Source organism: Mycolicibacterium sp. SMGY-1XX, from assembly GCF_059132455.1.
Window position 1 is genome coordinate 2,262,731 of sequence record NZ_CP101139.1, and the last position, 24,846, is coordinate 2,287,576.

Sequence of the window (24,846 nt, forward strand, 5' to 3'; positions counted from 1 at the left end):
CGGCTCACACCTCGCCGTCTCGGGCGGTCCGGGCGATGGCGGTGGCGATGTTGGTGTAGGCGCCGCACCGACAGATGTTGCCGCTCATGGCTTCCCGGACCTGTTCGGGTGAGCCGGCGCGGCCCTCACGGATGCAGCCGATGCCGGACAGGATCTGGCCGGCTGTGCAGAAACCGCACTGGAAGCCCTCGTCGTCGATGAACGCCTGCTGCAACGGATGCAGCCGGCCGTTACGTTCCAGCCCCTCGATGGTGGTGACCTCGGTGCCGCTGGTCATCACAGCCAGGGTCAGGCAGCTCAGTACCCGCTGCCCGTCGACGAGCACCGTGCACGCGCCGCAGGCGCCCTGGTCGCAGCCCTTTTTCGTACCGGTCGAACCGACTCGTTCGCGCAGCATATCCAGCAACGAGGTGCGCGTGTCGACGTCGACCTCGTGGGTCTCTCCGTTGATGATCAGCTGCACCTGCGTCGAGTTCGACGCCGCAGCCGGTCCGGCACTGTCGTCGTCGGCGCCGCAGCCGGCCAGCAGGCCGGTCACTGCCACGGTGCCGCCGATGGCAGCCGACGTGCCGACGAAGGTGCGTCGGCTCATCTGGAAGCCGGGCGGCCGGGTTTCGGGTACGGAGGACTCGTCGTCGTTGATCAACGTCAGCTTCTCTCTGTCGGGCTGGGACAAAGTACGGCCATCAGACGGGGGTCTGGAGCGGTGTGGGCAACGGCGGGTCAGGTGGTCGAGTTGTCGGTGTCGGCGAAAGCCGTTGCCGCCCAGCTGGCCAGGAGTTTGAGGCCGTCGGCAGAGGTGGAGTCCGCCGCGGCGGTGTAGGCCGTCAGCGACAATCCACTGTCACCGGGGAGATCCATCACGTCATAGTTGAGGGTCAGGTCACCGACGGCGGGGTGGTGGAACACCTTGCAGCCGCTGTAGTGTGTGCGCACATTGTGCGAAGCCCACCGAACCCTGAATTCGTCACTACGCGTTGACAGTTCACCCACCAGGGCGGTCAGCGCAGGGTCGTGCGGATTGCGGCCGGCCTCCGTGCGGAGCAGTGCCACCGACACGTTGGCGGCGCCTTCCCAATCGGGGTAGAAGGCTCTGGCCGCTGGACTCAGGAATGCAAACCGGGCCAGGTTCGGCCGGTCCGGCTCTTCGTCGTAAGCGGGGGAGTACAGCGCAAGGCCCAAGGTGCTGGACGCCAGCAGGTCCATCCGCCCGTTGCGGACGATGGCGGCGACATCGGACATGCCGTCGAGAACGCGTTGGATACTGGGGCTCAACTGTGGGCGCTTGGTGGCCCGCCGGGCGCGGGGCACGGGGTTGGCGGCGCGCGCCAGACGGTTTAGGTGCAGCCGCTCGGCTTCGTCGAGTCGTAACGCGTTGGCGATCGATTCGAGGATGGCCTCGGAGACACCGGCCAGATTGCCGCGCTCCAGCCGGTTGTAGTAATCGACGCTGACACCAGCCAGTGCGGCGACCTCTTCCCGTCGCAATCCGGGCACCCGTCGCTTCCCGTAGTACGGCAAGTTTGCCTGCTCCGGGGAGATTTTCGCCCGGCGCGTCGTCAGGAACTCGCGGATGTCGTTCTTGCTGTCCACCCCATCGAGAGTGTGTCGGCTACGGGCCGCCAGGGATGTACTGCCAGTACCTGGGTAGCCAGTCACTGCCTGGCCGGTCCAGACGGCGTCATGGTGGAGGAGAACCGCACAGAAGGAGTTGACGATGAGACGGATGATGTCCGTGGCCGCTGTCCTGGCCGCGGCGGTGCCGCTGGGGCTGTGGAAGGCGACCCCCGCCGGCGCGGAGGCCCCAATGGAGATCTCGCGTAATGACGAGCGTCCGGCGGCCGCGGGACCGGCAGAGACCTTCACCGGTGACGTGACCGTCAAACCGCTGTTCGACACCAACGACTCCCGCAACTTCAGCTCCGCGGAGGTGTCGTTCACTCCGTGCGCGCGAACCGCGTGGCACACGCACCCGGGCGGCCAGACGCTGGTTGTCACCGAGGGCACCGGCTGGGTGCAGGAATGGGGCGGGCAGAAGCAGCAGATCAGCGCCGGTGACGTGATCTGGACCCCGCCCGGCGTCAAGCATTGGCACGGCGGTGGCAACGAGACCGCCATGACTCACATCGCGATCCAGACCTTCGTCGACGGCACTCCGGTTCACTGGATGGAACACGTCACCGACGAGCAGTATTTTCAGTAGGGAGACGAGAACATGCGTGGTGTCGTCATGCACGCCCCCGGTGAGGTACGCGTCGAGACGCGGCCCGATCCGACGATCATCGAACCCACCGACGCCATCATCCGTCTGTCGGCCGCCTGTATCTGTGGCTCGGACCTGTGGCCGTGGCGCGGACTGGACGACGTGAGCTCACCCACCCCCATGGGGCACGAGTACGTCGGCGTCATCGAAGAAGTCGGCAAGGACGTCAGCACTCTGAAGCCGGGGCAATTCGTCGTCGGATCATTCTTCGCCTCCGACAACACCTGTGAGATCTGTCAGGCCGGTTACCAGAGCCGATGCGAACACGCCGTACTGATGGGCGCGATCGGCACCCAGGCCGAGTACGCGCGGATCCCGCTGGCCGACGGCACGCTGGTACCCACCCCCGAGGTGCCGGAGCCTGAGTTGATTCCCAGCCTGTTGGCTGCCTCGGATGTGCTCGGCACCGGGTGGTTCGGGGCGGTCGCCGCCGAAGTGGGCCCGGGGAAGACGGTGGCCGTGGTGGGTGACGGAGCGGTGGGATTGCTGGGGGTTCTGGCCGCCAAACAGCTGGGCGCCGAGCGCATCATCGCCATGAGCCGTCACGCCGACCGGCAACGTCTTGCCCGAGAGTTCGGTGCCACCGACATCGTCGAGGAACGCGGCGATGAGGGTGTCGCCATGATCAAAGAGCTCACCGGTGGACACGGTGCACACAGCGTCATCGAGGCCGTCGGTACGCAGGAGTCGATGATGCAGGCCATCAGGTCAACCCGGCCGGGGGGCCACGTCGGCTATGTGGGCGTGTCGCACGGTGTCGAGCTGCCGGGCGAGGAGTTGTTCTTCTCGGCGGTACACCTACACGGCGGACCGGCCCCGGTGCGGCGTTTCCTGCCAGAGTTGATTGACGTGATCTGGAATCGAGACATCAACCCCGGCAAGGTTTTCGACAAGACGTTGCCCCTTGACGCCGCTGCTGAGGGATACCGTGCCATGGACGAGCGCAGCGCGGTCAAGGTCCTGCTCACCACCTGATGCTCGGTCGGGCTGTCGGGTCACCACTTGCCCGCCGGACAGTGGCACCGTCACTGGGTGATACCGCCGGCCTGTGATGAGGTGTGTTGATCCGATACGGAGTTGGCTGTCCACGAGGCGAGTAGATCGAGCGCGTGGGCGGTGCGGGAGGCAGGTTCGGCCGCGTACAGCGTAAGGGTCAAGCCTGGTTCGGAGATCATATCCACGCTCTCATAGAACAATTCGAGATCGCCAACCACCTCGTGATGAAAGTGTTTGGCGCCTGCGCCATGCTGGCGGACGTCGTGTGCGGCCCAGCGCCGGCGGAAATCCACACTGCGCGTCGATAATTCACCTACCAGGTCCTGGAGCTGGTCATCGAGCGGGTCACGCCCCGCCTCGGTGCGCAGGATGGACACGCAGATGTCGGCGGCGTCATCCCAGTGTGGGTAGAAGCGATGGGAATCGTCGTCGAGGAAGGTGTAGCGGGCGAAGTTCGGTGGCCGGGATGGATCTGACCTGTCGAACAACGATGAGTGCATCCCGCGGCCGAGGTGGTTGACGGCCAAGAGATCCATGCGGCCGTTACGTACGATTGCCGGGGCGGCGAACTTGTCGAGCACCCACTGCAGACTCGGGGGCGGGCTCCAACGCTTGCTGGCGCGGCGGCGCGGTCGCATACCGGCGATGGTGCCGTCAGCAGCGTGCGCGAGATGGAACAGGTGGGCGCGTTCGGCGTCGTCGAGTTGCAGCGCGCGTGCGATCGCATCGAGGACCGAGGACGACACCCCGCCCAGGCCGCTTCGCTCCAGCTTGCTGTAGTACTCGATACTCACACCGGCCAGCGCGGCGACCTCTCCGCGGCGCAGCCCCGGCACCCGCCGCGTTCCGTACACCGGCATTCCGGCCTGCTGCGGCGTGATCTTGGCACGCCGCGACATCAGGAACTCGCGGGTCTCGGCACGATTGTCCATGCCATCTACGGTACGAGCGTTCCCCCGCAGCTGGGGTGCACTATCGGTACACCCCACCTCAGGCAGTGCCTGTCCGATCCGAAGCAGTGTTTCGTGGCAGCCATGCCAGTTACGGACCGACACAAGCCGAGTACGCGGGACTTCGGACGCACGCCGACCGAGCATGAGCAAGGCACCTACCGCGGCCGCCTCCCGAACCTCGTGTATGTGATCGGCGCCGGCATCTTCCTGATGGGCACCACGGAGTTCATGATCGCCGGATTGTTGCCCGAGGTGGCCGCCGGCCTCGATGTCGATACCGCCCGGGCCGGACTTCTGGTCACCGCCTTCGCAGTCGGCATGATCATCGGCCCGCCGGTGATGGCGCTGGCAACTCTGCGTTTGCCGGCCACCGCCACACTGGTCGGCGCGCTGACCGTCTTCGCTGCCAGCCATGCGGTGGGGGCGGTCAGTGACTCCTTCGCCGTCGTGACCGCAACGCGGGTTGTCGCCGCGCTGGCCACCGGGACGTTCTGGGCGGTGGGTGCGGTGTTGGCGACGACCTCAGCGGGGCCCGGGGCCGGTGCGCGGGCGTTGGCGGTGATGTCGGGCGGATTGAGCCTCGCGGTAGTCCTGGGCGTGCCGCTGGGAACTCTCGCCGGCCAGGTCGCCGGGTGGCGCGGACCCTTCTGGATGCTTGCGGTGCTGGCGCTGGTGATGATCGCGGCCGTCGTGCGGTTCGCGCCCCGCGCCGCCGGGGACCGGCCGGCGGCGACACCGATCCGTGGCGAGATCGCCGCCGTGCGGCCGTGGCGGATGTGGATGGTCCTGGCGGCGATCGTTTTCGCCCAGGCGGGCTTCCTCGGTGCCTACAGCTATGTCAGCCCGCTGCTGACCGAGCGCGCCGGAATTCCGGCGGCGCTGGTGCCTTTCGTATTGGTCGGATTCGGTATAGGAGCGCTGGCGGGGACAGCGCTGGGCGGTCGGTTCGGCGACCGTCGACCGCTGGCTGTGGTGGCGGTTGCAGTCTCGACCACCGCGGCGGCGTTGGCGCTGCTGTCGATGGTGGCGGATCATTCGACGATCGTGGTCGGGCTCGTCGTGCTTCTCGGCGCAAGCGGCCTCGGCGCCAACCCGGTGCTGATCGCTCAGGCACTCCAGCACGCGGTCGGCGACTCCACGCTGGCCTCGTCACTGGCCACCGCCGCATTCAACTTCGGCACCGCAGGGGGTTCGGCGTTGGCCGGCGCCACCCTCGCCGGCCCACTCCATCTCGTCGGCCCGGCGGTACTCGGTGCCGCGCTCACCGGTTGTGCGCTGGTTCCGGTGGCGGTGCTCGCGTTCACCAGGCAACCGGCCCGGGCATCGGCACCTGACCGCTGACGTTGTAACCAAACACATTGTGCGCGAGACAGTCTCGCACATGACAGAAGGAGAATCGACCGTGAACAGACAAAATTCCGCCCACTACGTACCGACTGTGCCACGTCGGCGTCGGCGCAGCCTGGTGAGACTGGCTGGCGCGAGCGCAGCGATTGTCGGAATGCTCGCCGCGTCGGGCTGCACCGCGTCCGGTCCCGCTGACACTGCGGCGCCCTCGGCTGCCGAAGCGGCCCCCGTACTACCGCCCGGCGACACCTCCGACGGGGCAGACAACTTCTACACAAGCGACCAGGTGAGCGTCGAGGACGTCAGCTTCCAGAACCAGTACGGGATGAATGTGGCCGGGAACCTCTTTGTCCCCAACGATATCGACCGCGACAGCGGGCACCCGGCAGTCGTGGTGGGCCACCCGATGGGGGCGGTGAAGGAACAGAGCGCGGATCTGTATGCAACCAAGCTGGCCGAGCAGGGCTTCGTCACCTTGTCCATCGACTTGTCGTTCTGGGGTGAAAGTGATGGCGAACCGCGCAACAGTGTCTCCCCGGACATCTATGCCGAGGACTTCAGCGCCGCGGTTGATTACCTGCGTACCCAGTCGTTCGTCGCTGACGAGAAGATCGGCGCACTCGGTATTTGCGGCAGCGGCAGTTTCGTCATCAGTGCGGCCAAGATCGATCCGCGGATCAAATCGGTTGCGACCGTGAGCATGTATGACATGGGCACGGCGAATCGGCAGGGATTGAACAGCTCCTTGTCACTCGACCAGCGGCGGGAGATCCTCGAGCAGGCGGCGCAACAACGGGATGTCGAGTTCACCGGAGGCGAGACCCAATACACCAGCGGCACCCCGGAGGAGCTGACCGACCAGTCGACGGACATCGACCGGGAGTTCTTTGATTTCTACCGCACCGAAAGGGGTTTCAGTCCTGACACCACCACCCACCCCACGCTGAGCAGCAACGTCAAGTTCATGAACTTCTATCCGTTCGAGGACATCGAGACCATCTCGCCGCGCCCCATGCTGTTCATCACCGGTGATGAGGCACATTCACGGGAGTTCAGCCAGCAGGCCTACCAATTGGCCAACGAGCCCAAAGAACTGGTGGTGGTGCCGGGAGCGGGTCACGTCGACCTCTACGACCGGGTTGACCTCATTCCGTTCGATGCATTGACAACGTTCTTCAGGACCAATCTGGACAATCGATGATGTGACCCGGGGCGTCCGGCGACTGGGCTCAACGAGTCCGTCGCCGGGCGCTCTGCTGTCCGGACCATGGCAGCTCACGCGGTCCGAGGCCCCTGAGCGTCAATCCTCGGTTGCTTCGAGGTTGTGGGCACAACGCTGCAGCAGCTTCACCAGATGTACCCTGTCGGTCCTCGAAAGACCTTGCAGCATAGCGAAATCGATGGCCATCACCGCATCGTCCGCGGCAGCCAGCCGATCGCGTCCGGCCGTGGTCAACTCCAGCGAGCGCGCCCGCCCGCGCGGGGGAGTGTCGGCGTCCTGCACCAGCCGCGCGGCTCGGAGACCGGCCAGCACGTCCTGCAATGACTGACGGGTCACGAAGCACAACCGGGCCAGTTCCGAGGCCGAGGCGTCGGGATGGTCGGCCAGCGCCCGCAACACGGCATACTGCGCCATCGACACCCCGGCACTGCGCAGGGCGGCATCGCTGCGCCGCCGGAAAGCCTGCTGCACCCGCTTGATCAGATAACCGGCCGCACGCTCGGTCGCGGGCACCTCCATGACAGGAACCTTACAGCAGTGCTAACCTGATCATGTGTAAGGAACCTGACAAGGAGGAACGATGACCACCATTCAGGCCGGCGGGCCTTACGTCACCCTGATCAACGTCTTCACCGTGGAGCCCGGCAAGGCGCACGAACTCGCCGCGGTCTTGACCGCCGCCACCGAGAACGTCATGCAGCATCAGCCGGGCTTCCGGGCGGCCAACATCCACGTCAGCACCGACGCCACCCGCGTCGTCAACTACGCCCAGTGGGACAGCGAGGAGGCCTACCGGCGCATGTTCGAGAATCCGTTGGCCCGCGAGCACATGGGGCAGGCGGCCGCGCTCGCCGTCGGTTTTGACCCGCATCTGTACACGGTCGAATCGGTCCACACGAATTACTGACCAACTGTTTTCGCACGAGCCGCTGCGGGTATTTCGCGGCCATGACCATGCCCGGTACTCCACTTCCCGATCCCTTGGGTCACGGACTCCGAGAATCCGACATCGGCCGACGTCGTCTCGGCGGTCGGTGACGACATCGAGACCTGAAGCAGCGTCATGCTTCTCGATGAGTTGAACGATGTCGCCGTGATCTCCGGTGGCAACTAGTCGAGCGTGGCGCCAGCGACGGTGAGGTCTTCTTGCGCGACCGACGGCCTCGAGGGCATGGCAAGAAGAGTGCCTGCTGACGTCCCCCGTGATGAACGCTGGCCCGGACGTGCTTCCTGATGGGGTGGAACACGCGCGCTGCTGTGTGTCAAGACCCGCGCCATCAGACTGTGGATGAGTAGGCGCTTGTCATGGTGGATTGCCTTGTGGCGCATGTCTTGTCGGTGGGTGTGGGTAGTCTCGAAAGCATGTTCGAAGAGCTGATTGATCCGACCACCTGCGGGGATTTGTCCCCCGCGGCGATGGTCGATGCCATCGGCGCCTTCCACCGCGCTGAGGCCACCATGGTCGCGCACAAATGGACGATGATCGCCCGCCTGCTGGCCCACCACAAAGACCACGCCGCCGCCGAAGAGAAAACCTGGGCCTACGACGAATGGAACGCCGTGCGGGATCAGGTGGGCCCGGTGATGCGGCTGAGCGCACGGCGGGCCTCCACCCAGATGCGGCTGGCCGAAGGGCTGGCCCGGTCCCCGAAGGTCGCCGCCCTCCTGGAAGAAGGGATCCTCAACATCCGGGTGGTCGAAACCCTGATCTACCGCACCGAGCTGCTGCTGCCGTCGGTGCAGGCCACCGTCGATGCCGCGCTCGCCGCCCGGGCGGGCGGCTACACCCTGCTCTCCGATGATGACCTGGTGCTGGCCGTGGATGCGATCATCGAAGAACACGACCCCGATGCGGTGCGCCGCTACCGTGAGGCCGCCCAAGGCTGTGATGTGGGGTTCGGTAAACGCGATGACGCCACCGGCACCGCGTCGCTGTATGGGCGGATCTCGGCAGCTGATGCGGAGTTGGGGATGCGGGTGCTCAATGCCCTGGCTGGGACGGTGTGCAAAAACGATCCGCGCAGTAAGGGGGAGTTGCGGGCCGCGGCGCTGGGGGCGGTGTACCGCCGTCACGACCGGCTGGCCTGTCAGTGCGGTGACCGCACTTGCGAGGCAGCCAGTCTGCCTTCGGCGGTGCCGTCGGCGGTGATTCATGTGCTGGCCGAACAAGGCGCCCTCGAACATGTGCTGGCCCAGATCGACGCCCTGCGCCAAGCCCAGTCCACCGATGCCACCGCGGCCCCACCCACCATCGACTACGAGGTGCTGGCCCGCGAGGCCGACGCCGTCGAAGCCGCCCGCACGGCCACCCCACCCCCAGCGCCGCCCTGGGAAACCACTGCCATACCCGACCCCGAGTCCAGGCCTGAGCCCGACTCGACGGTTGGCGCTGAAGCCGACTGGTCACACTGGTTCACCGCCGACAGCGCCGGCGTTGAGGGTGATCGCAGCGGCGCTGATCATCTTGATGAGACGGGCGAGGGCACCGACGCCAATGCCGAGCCCGGAGACGACGACGGCGATACCGGCCAGCCACCGTGGGGCGACGGTAGTTCACCGCAACCCCCACCCGAACCGGTCGACCCGGACGGCGGCGGCTCCACCGCAGCGGCACATGATCGCGACCACGCGAACAACATTGCCGTGCAACAGGACTCACCCTCGACCCGGCATCAGCCTGAACCGCAGACGCCGGCGGCCTTCACCCCACGACGACGGCCCCGCCCCGCCGTCACCCTCGGCGGCACCCTCATCCCACTCGACCAACTCGCCGCCATGCTCCGCGACGGCGCCACCGTCAAAGCTCTCCCGATCCCGCCCGCGGCACCTGCCCGCGGCTACAAGTTCACCGGCAAGGCCCGCGAGTTCATCCAATGCCGGGACATGCGATGTCGGTTCCCGGGTTGCACCCGCAAAACCGAATACGCCGACATCGACCACACCGTCCCGCACGGCGACGGTGGACCCACCCACCCCTCCAACGGCAAGGTGTTGTGTCGAGAACATCACCTCGCGAAGACCTTTGGTGAAGGCTGGCGCGACGAGCAATTGCCCAACGGTGACGTCCGCTGGACCGCGCCCACCGGTCACACCTACATCACGCAACCGACGAGCAGACTGCTGTTCCCCGACTGGAATTGCACCACCGCCGCCCTGCCACCCCCGACACCCACAAGACGCCGCACAGCGCACCCGGGTATCACCATGCCCATCCGCAAACGCACCCGCGACCAAGACCGCCAACAACACATCAACGCCGAACGCGACTACAACGCCATGCAACGCGCGTTGGGGAAATCTCCACGGAGGTCACCGTTTTAGAGAAGCCACCCACCACCATTGGCAGCGGGTCGCGCGTGCGGTCGCCTTTAGGCAGCACACGGTTGCGCCAAGCTGCCGAATGCCTCGTGGTCAAGTTATCCCGAAGTCCTTGATCTTGCGGTAGATGGTGGCGCGTGACATGCCCAGGGCTTCGGCGGCGTCGGCCTTGCTGCCCCCGTTCTCCGCCAGACTGCGCACAATCGCATCCCGTTCCAGCGACTCCAGCTGGGTGAGTTTGCGTCGGGTCACCGAGCGACAGGCCGCGGGCAGTTTGTCGACACCGATGACTCCGGATCGCTGCCGGGTCACCGTCTCGGCCAGTACGCTGCGCAGCTGGGTGACATTGCCGGGCCACGGCAGCTTGCGTAACTGCCGCATGGCCTCGGCGTCCATCCGGACTCCGGAGCCACGGGTCAGTTCGCTCAGCAGCATGGGTACCAGCTCGTCGAGGTCCTCGATCCGGTGCCGCAATGCGGGGACCGTCACGGTGTGGGTGAAGAACGGCAGCACCAGCATGTCCACCAGCGGCGACCGTCGTTCGGTACCCATGGTGGCGGCGATCCAGCCCCGGCCGGCGCAGGACTGCATACTGGCCGCCAGCGGCTCGAGCACCTCTTCGGTCAGCTCGTCGACGTTGGAGAGGATGATCGCGAAGTCGTCGCAGTCGGTCTCGGCGTCGAACTCGGCCACCAACTGCTCACTGTCGTCGAATGATTCGACGCGCAGGATGCGCACGGTGCGTTCGGGTGTGACGAACTGTGCTACCGATTGTCCCAATTTGGTCCGGCCCGAACCCATTTCGCCCTCGATGACCACCCAGTCACGGTCGCGGTAACAGCGCTCGACCTGTTGGCAGCTGCGCCGCCACGAACTGCTCCGGCCGGCAAGTCGGGGAATGGTCTGGCCGCCGCTGGGCGCCGCGATGCTCTCGGTGATGTGCAGTGCGACGTGGAACACGACGCTGTCGTTGCGCACCCGTGCCGAAACACGTTCGACGGCAGAGATCTTGACGGTGGCCCCACTGGGCAACGCGGCGACGACCGTACGGGCCGTCGACGCCGACGCCATATCCGACGCGTGGTCCAACAACGCGGTCTGATCGGCGGCGTCCAGAGCGCGGCGCAGATACGGGTTCATCAGCACCACATCCCCGCCGATCGCCAGCACGCCCGCGGGATACCGTCGGGTTTGTTTGAGATATACGTCCAGCAACGCGGTTTCGGTTTCATTGTTCATGGCGCTGAGGCGGTCTTCGATCTGGCTGCCCGCGCTCTTGGCCAGCACGAACAACAACGGGTCGGCCTGGGCGGCCCAACACGTCAGGTCGATCACTCCCAGCATGCGTCTGGTGATGGGATCGCGGATAGGCGAACCCGCGCACGCCAACCGGCCAAGGGTTCCCACGTAGTGTTCGCTGCCCTGGATGAACGCCGCCCTGCCGGTTTCCAGTGTGGTTCCGATGCCGTTGGTGCCGGCGAACTCCTCGGCATAGCTGTAGCCACGGGCCAGCCGGACGTCATCGAGGGTGCGTTCGAAGCGTGGATCGGCGGCAATGCGGTCCAGGATCAGCCCGTCGGCCGACGTGAGCACCACACTGACCGCCTGCGACGACAGATCCTCGGCGATCCTGCGCAGCACCGGGGCAGCAGCGTGGGTCAGCGGTGTGTCGGTGTCGGGGTCGCGTACGTACGGTAGATCGACGCGGTCGGGGTGCACTTGCAGGTCACGGGATCGCCGCCAGGAATTGAGCACCCCGGGATCGACGGCATCGGTGCTCAGCGCGCCGGCAGTCAGGAACTGTTCCCGCGCGCGCCTGGCGTCTACTGCGGCATCGGCTCTGTTGACCATGGTGGGGCTGACCTCGGTCCTGTGGGCTATCCCGCAGAATAAGCCCGCCGGATCCCGACGGCGTCTCATTTTGAGATTTCCGGCGTCCCGTTTCGAGGGCCGGACGACGACCGTCCGATTGTGAGCTGTGTCTCATAGTGAGACGTCTGTGTGCGGTGCCACACGGTTGTATCGGTGACGCCCCACCAATTCGCCGGCATCCGGTCGGCTCGCACCCAGGAGGCGCACTTTGAGTAGGCAAAGCCTGACCAAGGCTCACGCGAAGATCACCGAACTGTCGTGGGAACCGACCTTCGCCACACCGGCGACCCGCTTCGGCACCGACTACACCTTCGAGAAGGCTCCGAAGAAGGATCCGCTCAAGCAGATCATGCGGTCATACTTCCCGATGGAAGAGGAGAAGGACAACCGCGTCTACGGCGCCATGGACGGCGCCATCCGCGGCAACATGTTCCGCCAGGTGCAGCAGCGGTGGCTGGAATGGCAGAAGCTGTTCCTGTCGATCATCCCGTTCCCCGAGATCTCGGCCGCCCGTGCCATGCCGATGGCCATCGACGCGGTGCCGAACCCCGAGATCCACAACGGTCTCGCGGTCCAGATGATCGACGAGGTACGGCACTCGACCATCCAGATGAATCTCAAAAAGCTCTACATGAACAACTACATCGATCCCGCTGGGTTCGACATCACCGAGAAGGCGTTCGCCAACAACTACGCCGGCACCATCGGCCGGCAGTTCGGTGAGGGCTTCATCACCGGCGACGCGATCACCGCCGCCAATATCTATCTGACGGTGGTGGCCGAAACTGCGTTCACCAACACGCTTTTCGTCGCCATGCCCGATGAGGCCGCCGCAAACGGCGACTACCTGCTGCCGACGGTGTTCCACTCGGTGCAGTCCGACGAATCCCGGCACATCTCCAACGGCTATTCGATCCTGCTGATGGCGCTGGCCGACGAACGTAACCGCCCACTGCTGGAACGCGATCTGCGCTACGCGTGGTGGAACAACCACTGCGTGGTCGATGCCGCCATCGGCACCTTCATCGAATACGGCACCAAGGACCGGCGCAAGGACCGCGAGAGTTACGCCGAGATGTGGCGGCGGTGGATCTACGACGACTACTACCGCAGTTACCTGCTGCCGCTGGAGAAGTACGGCCTGACCATCCCGCACGACCTGGTCGAGGAAGCGTGGAAACGCATCGTCGACAAGCACTACGTGCACGAGGTCGCCCGGTTCTTCGCCACCGGCTGGCCGGTCAATTACTGGCGCATCGATGCCATGACCGACAAGGACTTCGAATGGTTCGAGGAGAAGTACCCCGGGTGGTACAACAAGTTCGGCCGCTGGTGGGAGGACTACAACCGGCTGGCCTACCCGGGCCGCAACAAGCCCATCGCATTCGAAGAAGTCGGCTACCAGTACCCGCACCGCTGCTGGACCTGCATGGTGCCCGCCCTGATCCGCGAGGACATGGTGGTCGAAAAGGTGGACGACCAATGGCGCACCTACTGCTCGGAGACCTGCTACTGGACCGACGCGGTGGCCTTCCGCAGTGAATACCAAGGCCGCCCCACACCGAACATGGGTCGCCTCACCGGGTTCCGTGAGTGGGAGACCCTGCACCACGGCAAGGACCTCGCCGATATCGTCTCTGACCTCGGATACGTCCGCGATGACGGCAAAACGCTGATCCCGCAACCACATCTGGATCTCGACCCCAAGAAGATGTGGACGTTGGACGACGTGCGCGGCAACGTGTTCAACAGCCCCAACGTTTTGCTCAACGAGATGAGCGATGTCGAGCGGGAAGCACACGTCGCCGCCTACCGCGCCGGTTGACCGCGATTTCGGCGCGCTCGCGACCGCTGAGCGGTTACGGGCGCGCCGAAATCACCAAGCTCAGGAGAATCAGTGGCTGACATCCACCGCATAACCTTCGAACCCGTCGACATCGAGATGGAGGTCCGCGAGGACGAGAACATTCTGGACGCGGCGTTCCGGCAGGGCATCCACCTGATGCACGGTTGCCGGGAGGGCCGGTGCTCGGCCTGCAAGTCGTTTGTGCTCGACGGGGACGTCCAGATGGCGGGCCATTCGACGTTCGCCTGCAACGACTCCGAGGTCGACGAGGGCTACGTGCTGCTGTGCCGCACCCACGCCTACAGTGACTCCACCATCGAGTTGCTCAACTTCGACGAGGACGAGCTGCTGGGCGGCCTGCCGATCCAGGACATCCGGACCCGCATCACCGCCCTGGTGCCCATGACCCGCGACATCGTGTCGCTGCAGCTGGAACCGATCGAGCCGGCCACCTTCGCCTTCAAACCCGGCCAGTACTGCGACGTTCACATCCCCGGTAGTGACGAGCACCGGTCGTTCTCCATGGCGACCACCCAATCCTCGCCCGGCAGAGTCGAATTCCTCATCAAGAAGTATCCCGGCGGAAAGTTCGCAGCCCTGCTGGAGAGCGGCCTGAGTGTGGGCGACGAGATCAACCTGACCGGGCCCTACGGCTCGTTCACGCTCAAGGACGGTCACGTCCTGCCGGTGGTCTGTGTGGGCGGCGGCGCCGGGATGGCCCCCATCCTCTCGCTATTGCGGCACATGAGTGAGACCGAGTGCAGCCGGCCGGTCCGCTTCTACTACGGCGCCCGGACCGCCGCGGACCTGTTCTACCTGGACGAGATCGCCAAAGCTGGTGCAGGACTGCGCGATTTCTCGTTCGTCGCATGCCTGTCGGAATCGATGGACGACGTGCCCGCCTCGGTGCGCGTCGAGGCCGGCAATGTCACCGACGTCGTGTCGGCCAACGAGCCGCACATCGCAAAAACGGAGGTCTACCTGTGCGGCCCGCCGCCCATGGTGGACGCCGCCCTGGCCCTGCTCGAAACCCAGGCCGTGCCCCAGGACCAGATCTTCTACGACAAGTTCACCAGCCCCGCATTCGACTGAAAGGCCAGCCAGTGTCAACAACCAGCGTCAGCACCCCGAAACAGAGAAGCTTCCCCAAGATCGAGTTCACCGACTCGGAGGCGGGGGCGCTGGAGTTCCCCAGCTCCAAGAGCCGCGCGTACTCCTACTACAAGCCCGCCAAACTGCGGGCCACCATGTACGAAGACGTCACCGTCGACGTGCAGCCCGATCCGGAACGGCATCTGTCGCAGGGCTGGATCTACGGCTTCGGTGACGGGCCCGGCGGTTACCCGCAGGAGTGGACGGCCGCCAAGTCCTCCAACTGGCACGCCTTCCTGGATACCAACGAGGAGTGGAATCAGACCATCTACCGCAACAATTCGGCGGTGGTGCGTCAGGTGGAGCTGTGCCTGAAGAACGCCAAGAGGGCGCGGGTGTACGACGGGTGGAACTCCGCCTGGCTGAGGTTTCTGGCCAACAACCTCGGAGCCTGGATGCACGCCGAGAACGGACTGGCACTGCATGTCTTCACCGCGATCCAGCGTTCGGGCCCGACGAACATGATCAACACCGCCGTCGCGGTGAACGCTGCCCACAAGATGCGGTTCGCGCAGGACCTGGCGCTGTTCAACCTCGATCTGTCCGAGGAAGTGGGCGAGGGTTTCGACGGGCAGGCACACCGGGCGACGTGGCACTCGGCGCCGGAATGGCAACCCACCAGAGAGGTCGTCGAACAGCTCACCGCGGTCGGCGACTGGTGCGAGCTGTTGTTCGCCACCAACATCGTCTTCGAACAACTCGTCGGGTCGCTGTTCCGCAGCGAACTGGTGATGCAGATCGCGGCGCGCAACGGCGACTACATCACCCCCACCATCGTCGGCACCGGCGAATACGACTACGACCGCGATATGGCCTACACCCGAAACCTGTTCCGCCTGCTGACCCGCGACGAGCAGTACGGCGAAGCCAACAAGGAACTGTTCGGTCAGTGGCTGGCCACCTGGGTGCCGCGCTGCGTGGCCTCCGCCCAAGCGCTGCAACCCCTGTGGTCGCAGCCGGCAGAGAAGGCCGTCACTTTCGCCGACAGCCTGGCCGCCGCAGAAGACAAGTTCGCCTCCCTGCTCGAGTCGATCGAGCTGTCCTACAACAAGGAGCACAGCAAGTGACCATGCAATTCGGATCCGCCACCGAGTTCTCCAACAAGTGCGGCGTCACCTTGATGAACACCCCGATCGGGCGCGTGGTCGCCGACGTGATGGGCGCCAAGGACGGGGTGGAGCTCACCGAGTACCCGTCGATGATCCGGGTCGACGGGGTGAAGGTGATCGAGTTCGACTACGCCGAACTGACCGACGCGCTGGGCCAGGAGTTCGACGGCTCCATCTTCGAAGAGATCAGCTCCACCCACTACGGGCGGATGGTCCACCTCGACGACAAAACCCTGCTGTTCGCCAGCCCCGAGGACGCCGCCGAGTACATCGGCTTCGACCTCACCGTGAAGTAGGCCGCTGTGAAAGCGCTGGTGTTCGACGGTCCGGGCGCGAAGTCGTGGACCGAGGTGCCCGACGCACAGTTGGTCGATCCCACCGACGTGGTGGTTCGTGTTGACACCACCACCATCTGCGGCACCGATCTGCACATCCTCAAGGGCGATGTCCCGGCCGTCACGGCCGGCCGGGTCCTGGGCCACGAGGCGGTGGGCACCATCACCGAAGTGGGTTCGGCGGTCACCGATCTGCAGGTGGGCGACCGGGTGCTGGTGCCTGCCATCACCTCGTGCGGCAAGTGTGGACCCTGTCGCGCGGCGATGCCGTCCCATTGTGCGTCGGTAGGCGGGATCGGCTGGATCTTCGGCCATCTCATCGACGGGACCCAGGCCGAGTACGTCCGGGTGCCGTACGCCGAAACCAGTGTGCACGTGCTGCCCGGGTCGGTGACCAACGAAGAGGCGATCTTCCTGGCGGACGTGCTGCCGACGGGGTTCGAGATCGGCGTCCAGAATGCGGCCGTGAAGCCGGGGGACTCGGTGGTGGTGGTCGGGGCGGGTCCCATCGGGCTGTCGGCCATCCGTACCGCCGGGTTGTACGGTGCCGCAACGGTGATCGCCGTCGACATCTCGGAATCGCGGCTCAAGCGGTCCATCGCCTTCGGCGCGGATGAGACCATCAACAGCCAGCGGGAGGATGTTCGGGAGCGTGTCCTGCAACTGACCAACGGCCAAGGCGCCCACGTCGCGATCGAAGCGGTGGGAATACCCGAGACTTTCGAGGTGTGCACCACCGTGGTCCGCCCGGGTGGGCGTATCGCCAACGTCGGTGTGCACGGCAAACCGGTGACATTGCACCTGGAGAACCTGTGGATCAGCAACATCACGCTGACCACCGGCCTGGTCAACGGCACCACGGTCGGCACCCTGCTGGATCTCCTGGCGCACGGCAAGGTCGACGCCGGCGCTTTCGGCACGCACTCCTTCCAACTCGATCAGATGCTCGACGCCTACGACGTCTTCGCCAACGCGGACACCCACGACGCCCTGAAGGTCGTCATCTCCCGGTGATCGCACCGCCAGCCCACACGAAAGCAGAAGCAGTCCAACATGTATGAAAAAGACGGAAACTCCTACTTCATCGTCGACAGCCACGTCCACCTCTGGGACGGCCGCGCCACCAACCTGAAGAACATCCACGGCAAGCAGTTCATCGACTGCTTCTACGACTACCACCGCAACCTCAGCCCGGAGGAGGAGGTGTGGGACTACGACCTCTACACCTACTACGGCGGTGACCGTCTGATGCGGGACCTGTTCGTCGACGGCTATGTCGATCACGCGATCTTCCAGGCCACCCTGTTGTCGGACTTCTACGTCAACGGATTCGGGCAGACCGAGGAGGCTTTCGAACTCACGCAGCGCCATCCGGGCAAGTTGACCTACAACCACGCCTACGACCCGCGCCACGGTGAGGCCGGCCTGGAGCAGCTGCGCCGCGATGCCGACCGGATGAAGCTGAAGGGCGTCAAGCTCTACACCGCCGAATGGCACGGTGACTCAAGGGGTTACAAGCTCGACGAGCACTGGTCGCGTCGCTACCTCGAGGAGTGCATCAACCTCGGCATCAAGAACATTCACGTGCACAAGGGTCCGACCATCCGGCCGCTGGACCGGGATGCGTTCGACGTCGCCGATATCGACAAGGTGGCCACCGACTACCTGGAGTTGAACTTCATCGTCGAGCACGTCGGGCTGCCCAGGCTGGAGGACTTCTGCTGGATCGCCACCCAGGAGTCGAACGTGTACGGCGGCCTGGCGGTGGCCATCCCGTTCATCCACACCCGGCCCCGGTATTTCGCTCAGATCATGGGGGAGCTGCTGTACTGGATCGGCGAGGACAAGATCCTGTTCAGCAGCGATTACGCATTGTGGACCCCGCGCTGGCTGATCGAGAGGTTCGTCGATTTCCAGATCCCGGAGGACATGGCCGAGTACGCGCCCATCACCGTCGAGCAGAAACGAAAGGTGCTGGGCCTCAACGCGGCATCGCTGTACGACATCGCGGTACCCACCGAGCTGCAGCTGCCCACGCCGGGCCAGGACGAGGTCGAGGTGGCCGCGGGTGCCAAACAGGCGGGGGCCAAAGAGACGGTGTCACTGTGACGGTCACGGTCGTCAGTGTCGAGAAGGAGGTGATGGCCGCGCTGCACGCCGTCACCGATCCCGAGTTGGACGAACCCATCACCGATCTCGGGTTCGTCCGTTCGGTGCTCGTCGACGACACCGGCGTCGAGGTCCATCTGCGGCTACCCACCGCCTTCTGCTCACCCAACTTCGCCTACCTGATGGCCTCCGATGCCATGGACGCGTTGCGGGCCGCCGGGGAATTCGGACAGGTGCGGGTGCTGCTGGATGACCACCATGACAGCGACAAGATCAACACCGGCCTGGCCGCCGACGCCGGCTACCGGGGCACCTTCGGAGTCGAAGCGCAGGACAGCTTGGACGAGCTGCGGCGCACCTTCCTGCAGAAGGCGCACACCGCCGCAATGGAACGCTGCGTCACCGGCCTGCTACGCCGAAAGGAGCTGGCCGACGCGGACCTGCATCAGCTCACTCTGCGTGATCTGCCCAACGGCAAGGAAAAAGCGGCACTGATGCGGCGTCGCTTCGACATCGGATTGAGCATGTGCCCGAACAGTCGCGTGCTGGTGGATGAGGACGGGAAACCGCTGACGGTGGAACAGGCACCGATGCGGTTGCGATTCGCCCGCTCGGTCCGGATCTCCATGGAAGGAAACAGCCACTTCTGCCGCGGACTGCTGGCCACCCGCTACGAAGACGGCGGCAACACCACGCCCCACTTTGTCGATGCGAGAACGAGGAGACCATGAGAGCCGTCCAGGTGGTGGGTTATCACACCAAACTCCAACTGTCCGAGGTGCCCAAACCTGTGGTCGCCGGCCCGCTCGATGTGATCGTGAGGATCGGTGGGGCCGGCGTGTGCCGTACCGATCTACACATCCTCGAGGGCCAGTGGGAGCAGAAGTCCGGCGTCACGTTGCCCTACACGATCGGGCACGAAAACGCCGGGTGGGTCGAGGACATCGGCGACGCGGTGATCAACGTGGTACCCGGTGACAAGGTGATCCTGCATCCGCTGATCACTTGCGGGCTGTGCCGGGCATGCCGTTCCGGCGACGATGTGCATTGCGAGAACAGCCAATTCCCCGGAATCGACACCAACGGTGGGTACGCGGAGTACCTGCGGACCACCGCGCGCAGCGTCGTGAAGATCGACGAATCCCTGGAGCCCGCCGACGTCGCCGCCCTCGCCGACGCCGGCTTGACGGCTTATCACGCCGCCGCCAAGATCGCGCGGGCCACCGGGCCCCGTGACGTGTGCGTCGTCATCGGTGCCGGGGGTCTCGGTCACATCGGAATCCAAGTGCTCAAGGCGATCTCGGGTGCCCAGGTGGTGGTGCTCGACCGCAATCCCTCCGCCGTGGCGCTGGCCGTCGACATCGGCGCCGACCACGGCATCGTGGCCGACGGCACTCACCTCGAGCGCATCCTCGACCTCACCGGCGGCCACGGCGCCGAAGCCGTGCTCGATTTTGTCGGCGAGGGCGGCGCCACCGCCGAGGGCGTGGCGATGCTGCGCCGGGCAGGCAACTACTACGTCGTCGGCTACGGCGAGAACATCAACGTGCCCACCATCGACATCATCTCGACCGAGATCAACTTCATCGGCAACCTCGTCGGCTCCTACAACGACCTGCAGGATCTGATGGCACTGGCCGCGCAGGGCAAGGTCACCTTGCACACCAGCAAGTATCAGCTCGACGAATTCCAGAACGCGATCGACGATCTCGACGCCGGCCAGGTCCGTGGCCGCGCGATTCTCATTCCCTGACAGACACTTTCACGAGAGGAAACACCATGGCAAAGGAGCTGCGGTACAACCGTGACGCGCGGGCCCGCCTGGAGGCCGGCGTCAACGCCCTCGCCGACGCGGTCAAGGTGACACTCGGCCCGAAGGGCCGGAATGCGGTGCTGGAGAAGCTGACCGGGCCACCGGTCATCACCAATGACGGCGTGACGATCGCACGGGAGATCCAGCTGTCCGATCCGTTCGCCAACATGGGTGCCCAGTTGGTGAAGGAGGTGGCGATGCAGACCAACGGCATGGTGGGCGACGGCACCACCACGGCCACCGTCCTGGCGCAGGCCATGGTGCGCGAAGGTCTGCGCGCAGTGGACGAGGGCGCCAACCCGATGCGGGTCCGCCGCGGGATCGAGAGGACCGTGCCAGTGGTGCTGGAGGCTCTGACCGCCCACTCGGTGGGAATCGGCGGCCGCAGTGATCTGCTGCGCATCGCCACGTTGGCCGCCAGCGACGACGAATCGATCGGCGAGGTCATCGCTTCTGCCGTCGAGCACGTCGGCGAACCCGGGGTCATCACCACCGAGGAGAGTGACACCCTGGGATTGAGCGTCGAAGTGGTCGACGGCATCGAGTTCGACCACGGCTACATCTCGGCCTACATGGTGACCGACCCGGACCGCATGGAAGCCGTGCTGGACAACCCGCTGATCCTGTTGACCAACAAGAAGATCACCTCGGTGCAGGAGATCATGCCGACCATCGAGGCCGCCAAGCGTGCGGACCGCCCGCTGGTGGTGCTCGCCGAAGACGTCGACGGCGCGGCCCTTCAACTGCTCGTCGGCGGCAACATGCACAAGACCATGCAGTCGGTGGTGGTGCGGGCACCGGGGTTCGGGCACCGCCGGATTGCCGAACTGGAGGATCTGGCGGTCGCGCTGGGCGGGCACGTCATCGCCAAGGACACCGGCCTCGAACTGGGCGAGGTGAAGCTCGAGCACCTGGGCTCGTGTGACCGCATCACGGTGACGGAGAACGACACCACGATCGTCGGCGCACACGGCGACCCGGCGCGGGTGTCCGCCCGGGTGGGGCAGCTCGAGGCCCAGCGCGAGAGGGCCCGCATCGACGCCGACCGCGACAGCCTCGATCTGCGGATCGCCCGGATGACCGGCCGTGTCGCCGTCATCCGTGTCGGAGGTGCCACCAGCGTGGAACTCAAGGAACGCATGCTGCGGGTCGAGGACGCGCTGGCCGCCACCCGGGCGGCAGTGGAGGCGGGCATCGTGTCCGGCGGTGGCACGGCACTGGCGCAGGCACATCGGGCGCTGGCCGAGCTGGATCTGCCCGGCGACGAGGGCATCGGTGTTCAGGTGGTGCGCCGGGCGCTGGCTGAGCCGCTGCGCTGGATTGCGCTCAACGCCGGCTTCGAGGGAGACGACGTGGTGCAGATCGTCGAGGATCTGCCGCTGGGGCACGGATTCAACGCGCTCACCGGCGAATACGGCGACATGTTCGACGAAGGTGTCATCGACCCGCTCAAGGTCACCCGGGCGGCGCTGGAGAGCGCGGCGTCCATCGCGGCTCTGGTGATCACCACCGAGACCGCCATCGTGGAGCAGGTGGCGGGCCATCCGGGGGCGATCATGGCGCCCGGTTTCGGGGACCTGGCCGAAGGTATGATCCGGCCGTCGAACATCTACTAGGACTCACCAGTTGCGCATCGACTGAGGCGTTCAGCGCAACGATGCCCGCACGGACCCGTCGTCGGCTGTGGGGTCGCCACCGGACACGATCGCCGTCGCCCGCGTCCACGGTTGGTCACGCAGAAGGTGAGCGTTCTCGGCGCGCATCCAGTCCTCGACGAAACCCGTTGGGTCACGGTCGAGTTCACGCGTGCGTCGCATCGCGAGTTCTGGTGGCGTCTCTACCCAGATGGCCGCGTCGAGCCACTCGGACAGTTCCGCGCGGGCGGCGCCGACTCCCTCGACCAGGACGATTCGAGTTCCGTCCGGAATGTCGATACCTCCCGGACGTCCGCGCTCGATCCACGGTTGAGGTGTGAACCGCAGCGGCGGCCCCTCTTCTCGCAGTGGCTGCAGTACGTTGGCCACCAGTGCCTCGGTCCAGTCGAAGAACGAGTGATGCCAGGCCACGTCGTCGGTGTGGATGACGGCGATGTCCTCACCGGTGGCGGCCAATCGGTCAGCCAGGGTGGTCTTGCCGGACCGACTGCGGCCGTCGATCCCGATGATGACCACCCGGTGCGGTGACGGTGTCGGTGTCAGCCGCTCCAACAGAGCGCTCACCGATATCGACTGCCAACTCAGCTCGTGCATGACCTCTCGTTTCACGATTGCCAGTGACGATGGCGTGCAGATGAAGCGGCACGCGTGCACAGGCTCGGCCCCGCCCCGCGGACTCCCGGCCGACAAGAGTGGGCCAGTATGCACAAAGTGTTACATCGTCCCGGTCGTTATCCCACACTCTGTGCCTGTTGAGCCGGCCGCCGCCTTCCCTAGGGTCGAAGTGCAGGAAACTCACGGAGGATCCAGCGCGGAGCTGGACCTTACCGGCACCGTTCACAACGTGCGCCCCCGCGCCCAGATCGAAGGTGAAGATGAGCATCACGGCTGGTTCGGCGTCGAGGTTCGGAGAACGTTGCCCCAGTACCGCGCTGCGCTGGACGCGTGCTGAGCGCTCTTACGAGAGCCATTCCGCCGGAAGGCGCTGACATGGTGACACGCCTGGTCGATGAGTATGCGCCGCTGCGTGACGGAGCGCTGGTGACCGCATCTGGAGTGGACACTCTCACGGCCGACGTCGTCGTGATCGGTTCCGGAATGGGCGGGTCCACCCTGGCCCACGCACTCCGCGATTGCGGCCTGGACGTGCTGGTGGTGGAGCGGGGCCGGTTCCTTCCGCGTGAGCCGGAGAACTCGATGCCGGAGGAGATGCACATCCACGGGCGCTACAAGACCGCCGAGCCCTGGATCGATGCGCGCAGCGGCAAACCCTTCAGCCCGGGCACCTACTACTGGGTTGGCGGCAACACCAAGTTCTACGGTGCCAGCCTGCCGCGTTTTCGGCGCGAGGATTTCGGCGAGATCATCCATCACGACGGCACGTCGCCGGCGTGGCCGTTCGGCTACGAGGATCTCGAACCGTATTACGTCGAGGCCGAGCGGCTCTTCCAGGTTCACGGGTCCACCGACGAAGACCCGACGGAACCGCCACACTCCCAGCCTTACCCGTACCCGCCGCTGCCGCATGAGCCCTGCATCGAGCGCTTCTCCGATTCACTCAAACGCCAGGGTCTGCACCCTTTCCATACCCCGAATGGGATGAACCTCGACACCGAGGAGCAGCGCAGGGCCTCGACGACGTCCGATGGATGTCCATCGGAATCGGATGTCAAGAGCGAAGCCGAAAATCGGGTGCTGCGTCCGGCGCTGGAATCCACCAACGTCCGCCTCATGATCGAAGCCAAGGTGACGCGCCTGCTCACTGCTGGGGACGGGCGCACCGTCGTGGCTGCCGAGGCGCAGGTGCGTGGGCGGACCGTGCGGATCGAGGCGAAACAGTTTGTGGTGTCGGCCGGTGCGGTCAACTCCGCCGCACTGCTGTTGAGGTCGGCGACAGCGCAGCATCCCAATGGACTGGGCAACTCCTCCGGTCTCCTGGGGCGCAACTACATGGTGCACAACAGCACGTTCTTCGTGGCCATCGACCCGCGGCGGAAGAACACAACAGCCTGGCAGAAAACGTTGGGGCTCAACGACTGGTACACCGCCGGTCCCGGCAACGAGTACCCGCTCGGCAACCTCCAGATGCTGGGCAAGCTGCAAGCGGCCATGATCAAGAACGCGCGCCCACGGGTTCCGATGTGGGCGCTGAAGATGGCGACGGACCGCAGCCTGGACATCTATCTGACCACCGAGGACCTCCCACGTCTGGACAACCGGGTCACGGTCACCGACACCGACATCGTGATCCGGTGGCGGCCCAACAACATTGAACCGCACCGTGAATTGGTTCGGCGGGTCACCAAGGCGGTCCGGCGCGCCGGCTACCCGATCGTGCTGACCCAACGGATGGGAATCGAAACCAACTCGCACATGTGTGGCACCGCCGTCGCGGGCGCGGACCCGCTGCGCAGTGTGCTGAACGCACAGTGCCGTAGCCACGATGTCGACAACTTGTGGCTCATCGATGGGTCGTTCTTCCCGTCCTCGGCGGCGTTGAACCCGGCACTCACCATCGCCGCGAACGCCTTGCGGGTGGCGCCCAGTGTCGCCGCTTCTACCCGATGACCGTCATGGCGCACACCCTGCTCAGGCTCTGGCGTTGGCTGACCGCCGAGATCGGCCGCGGTGACATGCTGGCGGGTTCTTCACCTGCCTTCTTCCGGGCGAACCTGCTCAGTCGGACGAGACGACTCGCGGCACCGGACGGACAGGGAACTGCCGATCCGCCCGCCGAGATCGGGGGCTGACGAGCCGCGACGGTCAATGCGTGCACCAGTTGCGGGGTGCGCTGCACGTCTTGTGCAGACCGTTGTGGATCCAAGCTCGATACCATTGAAAGGTGCTGTCCCGCAC

Annotated in this window: 23 protein-coding genes; 17 read left to right on the forward strand and 6 right to left on the reverse strand. The window is 65.5% G+C overall.

Annotation, left to right across the window (positions count from 1 at the left end; all coding sequences use genetic code 11):
- Positions 1 to 4 precede the first annotated feature (4 nt).
- Entirely contained in the window at positions 5 to 592 is a 588-nt protein-coding gene (locus tag NL241_RS11085; protein ID WP_494398284.1) for a (2Fe-2S)-binding protein, read from the reverse strand.
- Positions 593 to 723: 131 nt separating this feature from the next.
- Positions 724 to 1,593: a helix-turn-helix transcriptional regulator gene (locus NL241_RS11090; RefSeq protein ID WP_494397541.1), complete on the reverse strand. Its 870-nt coding sequence runs from the start codon at positions 1,591 to 1,593 to the stop codon at positions 724 to 726.
- A 124-nt stretch (positions 1,594 to 1,717) separates the two neighbouring features.
- On the opposite strand from NL241_RS11090, the gene NL241_RS11095 reads away from it, so the two are divergent.
- Entirely contained in the window at positions 1,718 to 2,203 is a 486-nt protein-coding gene (locus NL241_RS11095; protein ID WP_487696759.1) for a (R)-mandelonitrile lyase, read from the forward strand.
- Positions 2,204 to 2,215: 12 nt separating this feature from the next.
- Complete coding sequence (locus NL241_RS11100) at positions 2,216 to 3,238, forward strand: zinc-dependent alcohol dehydrogenase family protein (RefSeq protein ID WP_494397542.1); 1,023 nt, start codon at positions 2,216 to 2,218, stop codon at positions 3,236 to 3,238.
- Positions 3,239 to 3,288: 50 nt separating this feature from the next.
- Here the strand turns inward: NL241_RS11100 and NL241_RS11105 are convergent, their stop codons facing one another.
- Entirely contained in the window at positions 3,289 to 4,191 is a 903-nt protein-coding gene (locus tag NL241_RS11105; protein ID WP_487696761.1) for a helix-turn-helix transcriptional regulator, read from the reverse strand.
- Between the two features lie 102 nt (positions 4,192 to 4,293).
- Here NL241_RS11105 and NL241_RS11110 point away from each other — a divergent pair, with 102 nt between their 5' ends.
- Both NL241_RS11110 and NL241_RS11115 read left to right on the forward strand, forming a co-directional pair.
- Entirely contained in the window at positions 4,294 to 5,553 is a 1,260-nt protein-coding gene (locus NL241_RS11110) for an MFS transporter (RefSeq protein ID WP_494397543.1), read from the forward strand.
- 160 nt (positions 5,554 to 5,713) lie between these two features.
- Positions 5,714 to 6,760 (forward strand): alpha/beta hydrolase, encoded by a 1,047-nt coding sequence (locus NL241_RS11115; protein ID WP_494397544.1) that lies wholly within the window; start codon positions 5,714 to 5,716, stop codon positions 6,758 to 6,760.
- A 99-nt stretch (positions 6,761 to 6,859) separates the two neighbouring features.
- On the opposite strand, the gene NL241_RS11120 is transcribed toward NL241_RS11115, so the two are convergent.
- Positions 6,860 to 7,300 (reverse strand): MarR family winged helix-turn-helix transcriptional regulator, encoded by a 441-nt coding sequence (locus tag NL241_RS11120; RefSeq protein WP_487696764.1) that lies wholly within the window; start codon positions 7,298 to 7,300, stop codon positions 6,860 to 6,862.
- Positions 7,301 to 7,361: 61 nt separating this feature from the next.
- On the opposite strand from NL241_RS11120, the gene NL241_RS11125 reads away from it, so the two are divergent.
- Both NL241_RS11125 and NL241_RS11130 read left to right on the forward strand, forming a co-directional pair.
- Complete coding sequence (locus NL241_RS11125) at positions 7,362 to 7,688, forward strand: antibiotic biosynthesis monooxygenase family protein (protein ID WP_494397545.1); 327 nt, start codon at positions 7,362 to 7,364, stop codon at positions 7,686 to 7,688.
- A 455-nt stretch (positions 7,689 to 8,143) separates the two neighbouring features.
- Complete coding sequence (locus NL241_RS11130; protein ID WP_494397546.1) at positions 8,144 to 10,102, forward strand: HNH endonuclease signature motif containing protein; 1,959 nt, start codon at positions 8,144 to 8,146, stop codon at positions 10,100 to 10,102.
- Between the two features lie 90 nt (positions 10,103 to 10,192).
- On the opposite strand, the gene NL241_RS11135 is transcribed toward NL241_RS11130, so the two are convergent.
- Complete coding sequence (locus NL241_RS11135; protein ID WP_494397547.1) at positions 10,193 to 11,950, reverse strand: sigma-54-dependent Fis family transcriptional regulator; 1,758 nt, start codon at positions 11,948 to 11,950, stop codon at positions 10,193 to 10,195.
- 229 nt (positions 11,951 to 12,179) lie between these two features.
- Here NL241_RS11135 and NL241_RS11140 point away from each other — a divergent pair, with 229 nt between their 5' ends.
- The 9 genes from NL241_RS11140 to groL all read left to right on the forward strand — a co-directional run bounded on the left by NL241_RS11140 (position 12,180) and on the right by groL (position 21,951).
- A complete protein-coding gene (locus NL241_RS11140; protein ID WP_487696476.1) occupies positions 12,180 to 13,796 on the forward strand; it encodes a ferritin family protein in 1,617 nt (538 codons plus the stop codon).
- A 72-nt stretch (positions 13,797 to 13,868) separates the two neighbouring features.
- Positions 13,869 to 14,909 (forward strand): 2Fe-2S iron-sulfur cluster-binding protein, encoded by a 1,041-nt coding sequence (locus NL241_RS11145; protein ID WP_494397548.1) that lies wholly within the window; start codon positions 13,869 to 13,871, stop codon positions 14,907 to 14,909.
- 11 nt (positions 14,910 to 14,920) lie between these two features.
- Positions 14,921 to 16,036 (forward strand): aromatic/alkene monooxygenase hydroxylase subunit beta, encoded by a 1,116-nt coding sequence (locus NL241_RS11150; RefSeq protein ID WP_494397549.1) that lies wholly within the window; start codon positions 14,921 to 14,923, stop codon positions 16,034 to 16,036.
- Positions 16,033 to 16,374, forward strand: coding sequence for a propane 2-monooxygenase effector subunit MimD (gene mimD / locus NL241_RS11155; protein ID WP_487696473.1), 342 nt, complete (start codon positions 16,033 to 16,035; stop codon positions 16,372 to 16,374). The genes NL241_RS11150 and mimD overlap by 4 nt, the downstream gene beginning before the upstream one ends.
- Before the next feature lie 6 nt (positions 16,375 to 16,380).
- Positions 16,381 to 17,427, forward strand: a complete 1,047-nt coding sequence (locus NL241_RS11160; protein WP_487696472.1) for a zinc-binding dehydrogenase — start codon at positions 16,381 to 16,383, stop codon at positions 17,425 to 17,427.
- 39 nt (positions 17,428 to 17,466) lie between these two features.
- A complete protein-coding gene (locus NL241_RS11165) occupies positions 17,467 to 18,522 on the forward strand; it encodes an amidohydrolase family protein (protein WP_494397550.1) in 1,056 nt (351 codons plus the stop codon).
- On the forward strand, positions 18,519 to 19,253 hold the full coding sequence (locus tag NL241_RS11170) for an iron-sulfur cluster assembly protein (protein ID WP_487696470.1): 735 nt from the start codon (positions 18,519 to 18,521) through the stop codon (positions 19,251 to 19,253). Before NL241_RS11165 ends, NL241_RS11170 begins: the two co-directional genes overlap by 4 nt.
- On the forward strand, positions 19,250 to 20,275 hold the full coding sequence (locus NL241_RS11175) for an NAD(P)-dependent alcohol dehydrogenase (protein ID WP_494397551.1): 1,026 nt from the start codon (positions 19,250 to 19,252) through the stop codon (positions 20,273 to 20,275). Before NL241_RS11170 ends, NL241_RS11175 begins: the two co-directional genes overlap by 4 nt.
- Before the next feature lie 26 nt (positions 20,276 to 20,301).
- Positions 20,302 to 21,951: a chaperonin GroEL gene (gene groL / locus NL241_RS11180; protein ID WP_494397552.1), complete on the forward strand. Its 1,650-nt coding sequence runs from the start codon at positions 20,302 to 20,304 to the stop codon at positions 21,949 to 21,951.
- A gap of 30 nt (positions 21,952 to 21,981) precedes the next feature.
- Here groL and NL241_RS11185 read toward each other — a convergent pair whose 3' ends face one another.
- The gene (locus NL241_RS11185) at positions 21,982 to 22,584 is read right to left on the reverse strand and encodes a uridine kinase family protein (protein ID WP_494397553.1); all 603 of its coding nucleotides are present in this window, start codon (positions 22,582 to 22,584) and stop codon (positions 21,982 to 21,984) included.
- 396 nt (positions 22,585 to 22,980) lie between these two features.
- Here NL241_RS11185 and NL241_RS11190 point away from each other — a divergent pair, with 396 nt between their 5' ends.
- Both NL241_RS11190 and NL241_RS11195 read left to right on the forward strand, forming a co-directional pair.
- Positions 22,981 to 24,558 (forward strand): GMC oxidoreductase, encoded by a 1,578-nt coding sequence (locus tag NL241_RS11190; RefSeq protein ID WP_487696466.1) that lies wholly within the window; start codon positions 22,981 to 22,983, stop codon positions 24,556 to 24,558.
- Positions 24,555 to 24,740, forward strand: a complete 186-nt coding sequence (locus NL241_RS11195) for a hypothetical protein (RefSeq protein WP_494397554.1) — start codon at positions 24,555 to 24,557, stop codon at positions 24,738 to 24,740. Before NL241_RS11190 ends, NL241_RS11195 begins: the two co-directional genes overlap by 4 nt.
- The last annotated feature ends 106 nt before the right edge of the window (positions 24,741 to 24,846 follow it).